This is a genomic window from Marinicrinis sediminis, assembly GCF_042685085.1.
GTDB classification, from domain to species: domain Bacteria; phylum Bacillota; class Bacilli; order Paenibacillales; family KCTC-33676; genus Marinicrinis; species Marinicrinis sediminis.
Genome location: NZ_JBHUMM010000043.1, coordinates 821,756 through 832,458 on the forward strand (window position 1 = coordinate 821,756; position 10,703 = coordinate 832,458).

Annotated in this window: 6 protein-coding genes and 9 tRNA genes; all 15 read right to left on the reverse strand. The window is 48.6% G+C overall.

Features of this window, described 5'->3' with window-relative positions:
* Window positions 1-475: 475 nt before the first annotated feature.
* Window positions 476-1,819: a phosphoglucosamine mutase gene (glmM, locus tag ACFSUC_RS17650; RefSeq protein ID WP_379930964.1), complete on the reverse strand. Its 1,344-nt coding sequence runs from the start codon at window positions 1,817-1,819 to the stop codon at window positions 476-478.
* A 68-nt stretch (window positions 1,820-1,887) separates the two neighbouring features.
* On the reverse strand, window positions 1,888-3,366 hold the full coding sequence (locus ACFSUC_RS17655; protein WP_379930965.1) for a CdaR family protein: 1,479 nt from the start codon (window positions 3,364-3,366) through the stop codon (window positions 1,888-1,890).
* Window positions 3,359-4,174, reverse strand: a complete 816-nt coding sequence (gene cdaA / locus ACFSUC_RS17660) for a diadenylate cyclase CdaA (protein ID WP_379930966.1) — start codon at window positions 4,172-4,174, stop codon at window positions 3,359-3,361. Before cdaA ends, ACFSUC_RS17655 begins: the two co-directional genes overlap by 8 nt.
* A 197-nt stretch (window positions 4,175-4,371) precedes the next feature.
* A complete protein-coding gene (locus ACFSUC_RS17665; protein WP_379930967.1) occupies window positions 4,372-4,986 on the reverse strand; it encodes a zf-HC2 domain-containing protein in 615 nt (204 codons plus the stop codon).
* Window positions 4,987-5,254: 268 nt separating this feature from the next.
* On the reverse strand, window positions 5,255-5,830 hold the full coding sequence (gene sigW, locus ACFSUC_RS17670) for an RNA polymerase sigma factor SigW (protein ID WP_379930968.1): 576 nt from the start codon (window positions 5,828-5,830) through the stop codon (window positions 5,255-5,257).
* Between the two features lie 146 nt (window positions 5,831-5,976).
* On the reverse strand, window positions 5,977-8,751 hold the full coding sequence (gene ppc / locus ACFSUC_RS17675; protein WP_379930994.1) for a phosphoenolpyruvate carboxylase: 2,775 nt from the start codon (window positions 8,749-8,751) through the stop codon (window positions 5,977-5,979).
* A gap of 1,136 nt (window positions 8,752-9,887) precedes the next feature.
* Window positions 9,888-9,958 (reverse strand) — tRNA-Gly (locus tag ACFSUC_RS17680).
* Between the two features lie 9 nt (window positions 9,959-9,967).
* Window positions 9,968-10,044, reverse strand: a tRNA-Pro gene (locus ACFSUC_RS17685).
* Window positions 10,045-10,063: 19 nt separating this feature from the next.
* Window positions 10,064-10,140: transfer RNA gene (locus ACFSUC_RS17690), tRNA-Arg, on the reverse strand.
* 3 nt (window positions 10,141-10,143) lie between these two features.
* Window positions 10,144-10,218: transfer RNA gene (locus tag ACFSUC_RS17695), tRNA-Gly, on the reverse strand.
* A gap of 14 nt (window positions 10,219-10,232) precedes the next feature.
* Window positions 10,233-10,314, reverse strand: a tRNA-Leu gene (locus ACFSUC_RS17700).
* Between the two features lie 9 nt (window positions 10,315-10,323).
* Window positions 10,324-10,399: transfer RNA gene (locus ACFSUC_RS17705), tRNA-Lys, on the reverse strand.
* Between the two features lie 6 nt (window positions 10,400-10,405).
* Window positions 10,406-10,480: transfer RNA gene (locus ACFSUC_RS17710), tRNA-Gln, on the reverse strand.
* A gap of 7 nt (window positions 10,481-10,487) precedes the next feature.
* Window positions 10,488-10,563, reverse strand: a tRNA-His gene (locus ACFSUC_RS17715).
* Window positions 10,564-10,579: 16 nt separating this feature from the next.
* Window positions 10,580-10,664, reverse strand: a tRNA-Tyr gene (locus ACFSUC_RS17720).
* Between the last annotated feature and the right edge of the window lie 39 nt (window positions 10,665-10,703).

The window sequence follows — 10,703 nt, forward strand, 5'->3', positions numbered from 1 at the left end:
TCCACCTCGTCAACTTCAATAGAATCGTGTCGGCAAGTCGATTCCCGCTCCTTCCGAAGCCGGTTCATGCCTTGCCGTCAGCCTGCCCTCATTGAAGTTCTGGCGCTTATGTTGCAGATATCCTTCGATGCTCCTTTCTATTCTTGAATGCAGAAACATATAACCATCTTATTCATTTTTGTCATCTCGTGCAACAATAATTTTCAAGATGGGTTCCTCATTAGATTTCGATGGCATGTCCCTTCTTCCGTCCGTATCGGAGGAGAAAATCGGCATAAACGATGCGCCACAAAAAAAGCAAGCACCTCAGAAATGTTGTTCCATCTCCTTCGATACTTGCTTGTCTTCCGTTATAATGGCATGATTTCGTTGTAATCCGCACCTTACTGATTATAGCCCGCACCTTGCTCGTTGCGTTTTTATTTGTCCTGCCCCTGCAAGGAACGGTCATGCGGTTTAGCCGGCAACCATTGCCTTACAGCTTGCATTCAGCCGCAATGATATCGGCAATTCGCTGGACATGCTGCTCCACGACCTCTTTATCCGGGCCTTCGGCCATAACACGAATGAGCGGCTCTGTACCGGATGGCCTTACCAATACCCGTCCCTGATCGCCCAGGCTGGACTCAACCTCCTGAATCACTTGTTGAACGGCTTCATTTTCTGGCAACTTGTGCTTGTCGACACCTTTTACATTTACGAGCACTTGCGGATATTTGCGCATCATCGTTTTCAGTTCACTCAGCTTTTTCCCTGAACCCTTCACAATACTGGTTAATTGCAGAGCGGTCAGAATGCCGTCTCCTGTCGGGATATGATCAAGAAAGATGACATGCCCGGACTGCTCTCCGCCAAGGTTGTATCCTCCCTTGCGCATCTCTTCCATCACATAGCGGTCTCCGACGGCCGTCTGATTCGCTGACATACCCATTTCCTCCATGGCCTTATAGAAACCAATATTGCTCATGACCGTGGTGACAACGGTTCTGTGATTCAGCTTGCCAACCTCATTCATGGCTTTACCACATATGCAGAGAATGTAGTCGCCATCCACTTCCTCACCCTGCTCATCCACAGCAATGAGACGATCGGCATCTCCGTCAAAGGACAACCCCAAGTGCGCCTCATGCTTCACTACTGCATCACGCACAAAAGAAACATGGGTAGATCCACAGCCTTCGTTAATGTTCTTGCCTGTTGGCTGAGCGGCAATGGTAATGACTTCCGCACCGAGATCCGTGAAGATTTTCGGGGCCAGCTCATAGGCTGCTCCGTTGGCGCAATCCAGTACAATTTTCATCCCGTCCAAACGATGCTGAACGGTGCCCTTGATATAATCGGCATATTGATACTTGGCATGCAAATCGTCGGATACCGTTCCCAGTTCTCCACCGATCGGTCTTGGCAGCTCGTCTTGCTCCGCATCCATCAATCTTTCAATTTCCAGCTCCGTTTCATCCGACAGCTTGAAGCCGTCACTGCCGAAGAACTTGATACCATTATCGGCGACCGGATTGTGTGAGGCAGAGATCATGACCCCTGCATCTGCACCGGATGCCTTGGTAAGGAAAGCGACGCATGGAGTCGTCACAACCCCCAGCCTGACCACATTTGCCCCAATCGACAACAATCCTGCTGTAAGCGCCGCCTCCAGCATCGGACCAGATATTCTCGTATCCTGCCCGATCACCACCGTCGGTCTCTCAGATTGACCCGCCAGAACATAACCGCCCGCTCTTCCTATTTGAAAGGCCATTTCCGGTGTCAGACCTTCATTGGCCACACCGCGTACACCATCAGTTCCAAAATATTTCCCCATCATCCATTCGCTCCTTCAGTCTTTGCCAACTGTTCATTAGGTTCAAGTCACTGTTCGCACTAGAATATTCATTCTCTTCTAATATTGTTGCCTGTTCCATTAGCATTTGTCGAATTCGATCTATTGTTTCCAGACTCAGCAGTGTTGGTTCCACTGCCCTCGCTTCCACTTCCACTCCCACTTTCGCTCTCGTTCCCGGCTTCCCCATCGTCATCCGCTTGTGCTTCGACGGGCGGCAAAGGCACGTTCGTCCCATCCGACGCATCAGGATCGCCTGGTCTATCCCCAGGTTCCTGCTCAGGTGGAATCTCTTCCTCTGACACATTCTTCGGTACAATCTCCAGCTGGACTTGCACAGGCTTGGCCTTCACATAAGAAGGAAGATTGAGCTTCAACGTCTCCTCATATGTCCCTGGAGGCAAGTTGCTCACATCCAGAATCGCCTGAATGTCTCCCGCCTTCATCCCTTTCAGCTTCGAGGGGGCGGCCTCAACGGAGATGGACACCTTGCCATCAGACGGTTCCAGCAGTCTGGTCGTATATTCGCCGTTCTCACCGGAGAACACAATCGGGATATCTTCAAAAGTCTTCTTCTGGGAAGGGACTACAGAAATCTCCACCTCTACCGTCTCCGGCACGATGCGATCTACATTGTCGCGAAGCGGAATGTTCAGGGAATACAATTTGTCATTCGTCAGCTTCGTCAAATCTATCTCAATGCCATCGTAAAATTCCATTTCATTCAATACATCTTCATCCCCGTAGACCGTCACCTGCTTGACACTCTGTTCAAATGCACTGACGCTGTAGCCGGCTGGCGGCTCTCCAATCAGCTTGATGCGCATCGGTACGGTTTTGAAAGGACTCGTGATTGGCAATTCGACATCGACAACCGCCGGTGTAATCTCTATATCCATGGCTTCATCATTTTCATTGAGCGCCGTAAGCTTGTATTCGCCCTGTACGGTTTCCTTGGCTCCTTCAACCTCTACCTCTGCCCGAACGACTTTCAGTCTGGACAGTTCAGCATTGGAGCCGCTCACCACAACTCTGCTCGGATTCAGGATGGGAACCCCGGTCCGGAAACCTTCTGCAGGCTTGCCCAGCAGTTCAATTTTCACAGGAAATTCTCTTTTTTCAATTTCCTCGATCTGAACGGTGATCGTATCGGGATAAATCTCTACATCGAGTTCTTCTGGAAATCCGATCGGTTCGAGCATCAATACGTGTTTGCCAGCAGTCAGATTGGACAGATCCGCCTGAATTTTGGCATTTCCATCCTTCGTGCTGACGGTATTGAGCCTTGATTTATTTCCGCGCAGGGTTACCGTTACATGCTCGGTATTGATCTCTTGAATATAAAACAATTCGGTATCCAGTCCGACTTTTTGTACTTTCACATCCTGGATCGTCTTGGTACTGATCAGACTGGTCTGGGATTGCGGCGTGGTGACTTCCCGATCCATATGTACGATCACCCACAGCAAGATAGCTATCATTAACGCAATGAGTCGCAGTACATTTCGATTGTTCAGCCATTTATCCATTGCTGTTGCCCCCTTTTCTTCGCCAGAAAGAGGTTTTATCCTTCGCCTGTGGCCGCAGTTCTTCAAACAGCTTGGAAATGAGTGATTCTTCCTTGATATCCCTCACAACCTGCCCGTTGATAGCAAGGGAGACTTGCCCGGTTTCCTCCGAAACTACCACACTAATGGCATCCGACACCTCACTCATCCCGATAGCTGCCCGGTGTCTGGTCCCCAGCTCTTTGCTGATAAATGGATTTTCGGATAACGGAAGGTAACAGGCGCCTGCCATGAGTTTTTGATTACGGATGATCACCGCGCCGTCGTGCAGCGGCGTATTGGGCGTAAATATGTTGATTAACAGGGCGGAACTGATCTTCGCCGACATATGAATGCCGGATTCAATATAGTCACTGAGCCCCGTATGGCGTTCAAATACAATCAGGGCGCCGATTTTTCGCTTGGAGCAATAGTTGACCGCCTTAATGACTTCCGCTATGTTGTGATTGAAGACCGCGTCTTCTTCCGAAGCTCCCCCACGAACAAACAGCTTCCCTCGACCAAGTTGCTCCAGTGCCCTTCTCAGTTCCGGCTGGAAAATAATAATGACGGCGAGCACCCCAACCGTGATCATCTGGTTCAAGAGCCACTTCAGAGTATTAAGATTAAACCACTCGCTTAATATCCATACCAGTACGATCACGACGATTCCCTTTAACAGCTGAACCGCGCGCGTTCCCTGTACGAGCATGATCAATTTATAGATGATATAACTGACAATTAAAATATCGATGATGTCAGTAATGTTTATTTTGGACAACAGATCCATGGTGGTTTCCCCCAATAAAATTCCAGATGCCATCGAAATGGGAAAAAGGATGCTTTTCCTCATCATATTCTACCATACCTAACGATGCTTTACACATATTCGGCAGGTTCTCCATAACAAAAGCCCCCCTGTGGAGGGAGGCAGTCATCCATCATCGCCATCGATAAATCGCAAGTTGATGCTACTCTTTGTTCCGGTCAGGGAGTCAGGCTGGAAACGGTCTCGCCAAGCTTGTACCACAGCCAGTCGATCGCCTGATTGACTTCCGTCAGTTTCCCTCCGATTTCCGCTGTTGAGGCGGCATAGACATCCCCGTCAATCACGACGACATTTCCTTGTATGCGTGCGTTGTCTTCAATCTGAAGTTGACCGTTTTCGATGGTCAGATCACCCTGGACGATCGCTCCAGCTGGCACAATCACACTCTGGTCACGAATGACCACCTGATCCAGGTGCGTACCCTTTACAATAAGCTCTGTATTCTGGTCCCAGAACGCCGTCAAGCTGGATAGCATAATGGCGACAAACACAGCGGCCGCGGTGATGGCCGGATGTCTTTTAATCCAATTGAGCACAGAAACCCGCTTTTTCGGTTGCGGCAAGGCATCCATGATTCGGTTCGCCAGATCAACAGATGGCTGTGGCTTGGGCATGGCGCGCATATAGGCCTGGGTTTGCTCATATTGCTGAAAACGATCCGCACAATCCCCGCACTGCTTCACATGCTGTCGCAGTTCCTTCAAATCGGCTTGCTCAATCATTCCGTCATAATATTCATGCATTAAAGAGATGGCTTCGCGGCACGTCTTCATCATAAGCCTCTCCTTTCCAATGTCCATAAGGTCTGTGCTATACCATACGCGCGTTGGTGATCGGTGGTTTCATTTTTTTTCTAGCTTTCTTGTCTCAGGGTCTGAAGCCTACCTACCGTTGACTTACAGTTCATCTTCATTAAAGTTCTGCTCGGTTAAAGTTCTTCTGCCTTAACGTTCTTCTCCGTAATCATTCTTCTCGCTTGCAGTCTGTATATGTACCACATCTATATCATGAGTTCGAATGTATTCGTTATTCGTCCATACATTAGATCAGCTTGGCGTGATCTAGTCTTTTCCGCAAATACTCTCTGCCTCTATGTACCCGGGTCTTGATTGTCGTGACGGGCATATCCAGCACTTCACTGATTTCCTGCAGCGACATATCTTCCAGGTATCTGAGTATAATGACGGAGCGGTACTTCTCTGGCATTTTGGAAATGGCTTCCCTAATCTGCTGCTGCGTCTCAGACAGTGTAAGCTGATCCTCTGGCAATGGGTCTTTGGCTGCCAGCACCGAGTAGCCATCCATTCCTTCCCCGTCGGACTGGTCTGCATCGAGGGAGTATGCGGTAAACTTGCGCTTGCGCAGTCGATCAATGCATAGATTGGTTCCAATTCGGTAGATCCAGGTGGAGAACTTGTGGGTGGGATCATATCGCTTTATATTTTTGTACACCCGGATGAATGTCTCCTGTACCACATCCTCCGCTTCCTGGGCGTTACCCAGCATGCGATAGGACAGATGATATATTTTATCTTTATACAGATCCACGATCTCGGCAAATGCATGTCGATCTCCGTCTCGTGCAAGTTTGGCCAAGCGTGTCTCAATCGTATGCACCGTTACCTACCCCCTTCACAAAAGCCCTGTCAAACATTGTAATGCATCTGTGGCAAAATCACAACGATTACCTCACATCAAAAAAAGAAATGAGCCCTCCGTAGAGGGCCCATAGCCGTATATATCTATCGATAAGCGTATTGGAATCAACCGGTATTGCGAAGTCCGAGTGCAATGCCGTTCATGGTTAACAGGACTTCTCTAAGCAGATCTGCGTCGTCTCCACCTTCTTCGCGAATGTTGCGAAGCTCCGTCAGTAATTGAACCTGCAGATAGCTCAGTGGATCTACATACGGGTTACGGAGGCGAACAGATTCCTGAATAACCGGAACATTGTCCAGAATCTCTTGATGCTTCGTAATCTTGAGAATCAGGTCAGTAGTCAACTTGTGTTCTTCCTTCACCATGCCGAAGATCCGATCCTTGACTGCGGAGTCCTTGATCATTTGCGCATATTCCTCAGCAATGACCAGGTCGGACTTGGCAAGTGCCATTTGCAGGTTATCAACCAGCTGCTTGAAGAACGTCCAGTTTTCATACATGTTTTGCAAGTGGCTCAGGCGAATTTCATCTCCCTGATAGTATGACTGCAGGGCCGATCCTGCGGCATACCATGCCGGGAGGAGATAACGGCTCTGGGTCCAGGAGAATACCCACGGAATGGCACGAAGATCTTCAAAGCGATCACTGTTTTTCCGTTTCGCCGGTCTGGAACCGATGTTGAGCTCACTGATCTCGTTCAGCGGGGTAGATTCTTTGAAGAAGGTGATGAAATCCTGGTCACGGAAAATAAGATCCTGGTATTTCGTCTGTGCGACCTTGGATACTTCTTCAATTACGGACTCCCACTCGTGCTCCCTTACATCACTCTGAGGATTGCGCGCCATCAGGGCAGACTGGATCAAAGCTGATGTGGCTTGCTCCAGGCTTCGGTATGCGATACCTTGCAAGGAATAACGGGAGGACAGTACTTCGCCTTGCTCGGTGATCTTGATCCCGCCGCTGATGGTGTTTGGCGGCTGAGACATGATGCTTCGGTTCAACGGCATGCCTCCACGTCCAAGCGCTCCGCCTCTTCCATGGAAGAACTTGATTTTGACGCCGAATTGCTTGGCCGTTTCTGTGATCTCTTTCAGTGCGATTCTCAGCTCCCAGTTGGCCGTAATGACACCGCCATCCTTGTTGCTGTCTGAATAACCGAGCATGATCTCATGCACATCTCCCATGTCCCGCAGGCTTTCCCGATAAGCCGGGATCGAGAACAGGCGATGGATAATTTGAGGCGCTGCGTGCAGATCCTCGATCGTTTCGAACAGCGGCACTGGTTGCAGAGTAATGCCGTTTGGCTGCTTGCGGTACAAGCCCACTTCTTTGGCAAGTACAGCTACCTCGAGAATATCAGATACCCCTTGCGCCATACTGATCAGATAGCTGGAGATACAGTTTTCGCCAAACTCACGTTTAGCGGCATGTATCGTGCGATAGACATTGACGCATTCCTCTGTGCTTTCAGAGTATTGCTCATAAGGTGAAGTGAGTGGTCTTGGATCACTGAGCAGCTTTTCCAGCAAGGTAATTTTGTTTTCCTCGGAAAGAGCGCTGTAGTCCTCCACCATATTCATTTTGTTCAGGATTTCAGTCAAGGCCAGCTCATGCTCTTTGCTGTGCTGACGCACATCCAGTGTAGCAAGGTGGAAGCCGAACAGTTCAACCTGACGGACGAATTTCTTAATATACTCATCTGCCGCATAATCCGCAAAGTGATGTCTCAGGCTGCGGTCGATCAGCTTCAGGTCTTCCATCAGCTCTTCCGGAGTGACATAGTAATTGACTGTCTCCGATGCCGATCTGCTTGCAATATTCTTTAGCTTTTCAATCATATATGAAATCTTAATGCGATAAGGCTCTTTCGGATTCCGCCAAACATGCTCGGATTTGAGCTCTACGTTTTCGCGATCCTTGGCAATGGAATCCCACAGCTCTTGCGGCACTTCAACCAGGTTCGTACTAAAGCTCAGATAGCCTTTGATTTGCTTGAGGCTTTCGATATATTTCTTGATAGCCAGACTGCGGTGCATGGTCAGGGCCTGATGGGTGACATCTGAGGTCACAGACGGATTACCGTCGCGATCTCCCCCGATCCAGGAGCCAAAGCGCAAGAATGTAGGCACATGCCAGTCATGCTCCGGATAATAGATATTCAGGCTTCTTTCCAATTCTCCATATACATCTGGCAATACATCGAACAGTGTTTCGTCAAAATAAAACAATCCGTTGCGTACTTCATCGATAACGGTAGGCTTGCGGTCACGGAGTTCATCCGTTTGCCACAACGTCAGAATTTCACTAAGCAGTTGCTCCTTCAATTGCTCCCGCTCTCGATGCGTCAGAGTCGGATCATCCAGTCGGCTCATTTCCTGTGCAATGCGGTGATGAATGTCTAGGACCACTCTTCTCATCGCTTCGGTCGGATGGGCCGTCATGACAAGCTCCAAAGAAATATCTTTTAATATTTCCTGAACTTCATGCGTAGGAATCTCAAGCTGCTTCAACTGCGCCACGATGCTCTCAATAGAACCTGGTTGAGAAGCTTCGCCAGCTGAACGCTCGTAATCTCTTTTACGGCGAACCCGATGATTCTGCTCTGCAATATTCACCAGCTGGAAATACATTGCAAAAGCGCGAATGACCTGGTGACGGATTTCTGGAGATAATTTTTCAATGGTTTGCTTGAATTCTGCAAATACGGCTGGATTGAATTGGGCTCTTAATGATTTGCTCATTTCCCGGATTTGTTCTACATGATCCAGCAACTCTTTCCCACCTTGGTGGAGCAGTACTTCGCCAAGTAGATTACCGAGGAATCGAACATCTCTTCTGAGTAGATTTACAGATTGACTGCGGTTTTCATTTTCTGTCATGGTCATACTTTACTTCTCACCTCGTCCTTTCCCATATCTCTAACATGTATATTCTCTATTCAAATGTTAGAAAGCATAATTATATAGTTTAATGAATGGATATGCATATGTAGGAGCATAAGTCTCTTCTGACAAGCATGGTACCCGAGCTGGCTGAATCAATTGATAAAAGAAGTTTATCACAATAACTTTACTTGAAAAGTAGGAACTGGTCAAGGCATTGCATGGGTATATCGCCGAAGAATACAATATCGATGTGGATAGGTGAAACAAATGGACATCATACTCTATCTATATACCCTATTTTCCGGATCATGAATCCTGCTTATTTGTGAACACTTTATGTCTATCGCAAGAGGTTCAAAAAAGGATGCGATTTTTCATGTGTCTTATCATAATAGAAGGGGAAATGGAAGGAGGATAGCTCTGATGTGCCTGTATATTATGCAGGCTTCCAGTCATTTTCATCCTCCCTCCATGGAATGAGGATGTATGTAGTTCTCATAGATCCGCCTTCGTAAAAAGAAAAAGAGCCTTTCGGCTCTTTTTTTACAAACAGGTGATGGAATACTCCGTTCCTCTATATAATAGAAGCTTGTTCAATGATGACACTCTGTCACTGGCAGTCGGAACGGACGCTCGCCCTACTCTGCCTTACTCCGATGTTTTACGGGCGGTCGAACTCGGTGTGACTTCTCATCCTCCTCACCCAACAAAAAAAGAGCCTTTCGGCTCTCTTTTCATTCCACAGCAGAACGCATTTTTCTGCTTGGCGATTAAAATTTCCACTAAACGCGGTCGCTCAATCAGGATAACTCCGGTGAGTATTTTTATCAAAAGCGGGTGATGGGAATACTCCGTTCCTCTATAGAATAGAAGCTTGTTCAATGATGTCACCCAATCACTGGCGGTCGGAACGGACGCTCAGCCTACACTGTATTTTCTTCGATGTCTTCACGGCTGGTACTCCCTCATCTGATTTCACTTGATCCTGCGGATCGACCACGGAGATGAGGGACGCTCACCCTACTCTGCCTTATCTCCGATGTTTTACGGGCGGTCGAGGTCGAACCCAGTATGGCTTCTCATCCTCTTCAACCAACAAAAAAAGAGCCCTTTCGGCTCTCTTTTCTAAAAGCGGGTGATGGGAATCGAACCCACGCTACCAGCTTGGAAGGCTGGAGTTCTACCATTGAACTACACCCGCGTATTTAAGTGGTCGGGACGACACGATTTGAACATGCGACCCCCTGGTCCCAAACCAGGTGCTCTACCAAGCTGAGCTACGTCCCGACAATGATGAAACTGTAAATGGCGTGCCCTGAGAGATTCGAACTCCCGACCTTTTGATTCGTAGTCAAACGCTCTATCCAGCTGAGCTAAGGGCACTTATGGAGCGGACGACGAGATTCGAACTCGCGACCCTCGCCTTGGCAAGGCGATGCTCTACCACTGAGCCACGTCCGCAAATGAAAAGGTTATGCGCGTGGAGGGACTTGAACCCCCACGTCGTAAGACGCTAGATCCTAAGTCTAGTGCGTCTGCCAATTCCGCCACACGCGCATATTTGACTGGTGAGCCATGAAGGACTCGAACCTTCGACACCCTGATTAAAAGTCAGGTGCTCTACCAACTGAGCTAATGGCTCACACAATGGCAGGGGGTATAGGATTCGAACCTATGCATGACGGAGTCAAAGTCCGTTGCCTTACCGCTTGGCTAACCCCCTGTATTAATGGGGCGATCGATGGGACTTGAACCCACGAGTGCCGGAGCCACAATCCGGTGCGTTAACCCCTTCGCCACGACCGCCATTTGATAATATAACTGGTGGGGGATGATGGATTCGAACCACCGAACTCGTAGAGAACAGATTTACAGTCTGCCGCGTTTGGCCACTTCGCTAATCCCCCATATGAAATTACATGGTGCCGCCGAGAGGACTTGAACCC